Genomic DNA, 325 nt, shown 5'->3' with positions numbered 1-325 from the left:
GGTTGTGCTTCAAATACTCAACAAGACAACTTCCGTGAAGCCTCTTTTGAGCTGTGTAATACTGAAGTCGATATCTACTCTGTAAGCCATGATGAAAGAGTACGTATCGTCTGCTCTGACGGCTCTAAATTTGCCTTAAACAGTGAAGATACGCTAGAAATTATGCGCGATATCAACATCGACTATTGTGATGGCGAAGGCTTAGGTAAATTCAACGAAAGCCGTCACTACTACTCTTTCAAGTGTAAGTCAGGCACCCTACTTAGCATTAAAAAGTAGAAGCTACACAAGAAAGCGATAAAGCAATAAAGGGTTGATGTGAAAG

The 325-nt window shown here is 40.6% G+C and carries 1 protein-coding gene; it reads left to right on the top strand.

Features of this window, described 5'->3' with window-relative positions:
* On the top strand, positions 1 to 279 hold a 279-nt coding region (locus AB4496_RS27905; RefSeq protein ID WP_372133275.1), incomplete at its 5' end, for a hypothetical protein.
* Positions 280 to 325: the final 46 nt, after the last annotated feature.

This window comes from Vibrio sp. 10N.222.46.A1 (assembly GCF_041473595.1).
GTDB classification, from domain to species: Bacteria; Pseudomonadota; Gammaproteobacteria; order Enterobacterales; family Vibrionaceae; genus Vibrio; species Vibrio tasmaniensis_A.
The sequence above is the reverse complement of the archived record's forward strand: the minus strand, read 5'-3'. Positions and strand labels throughout refer to the sequence as shown.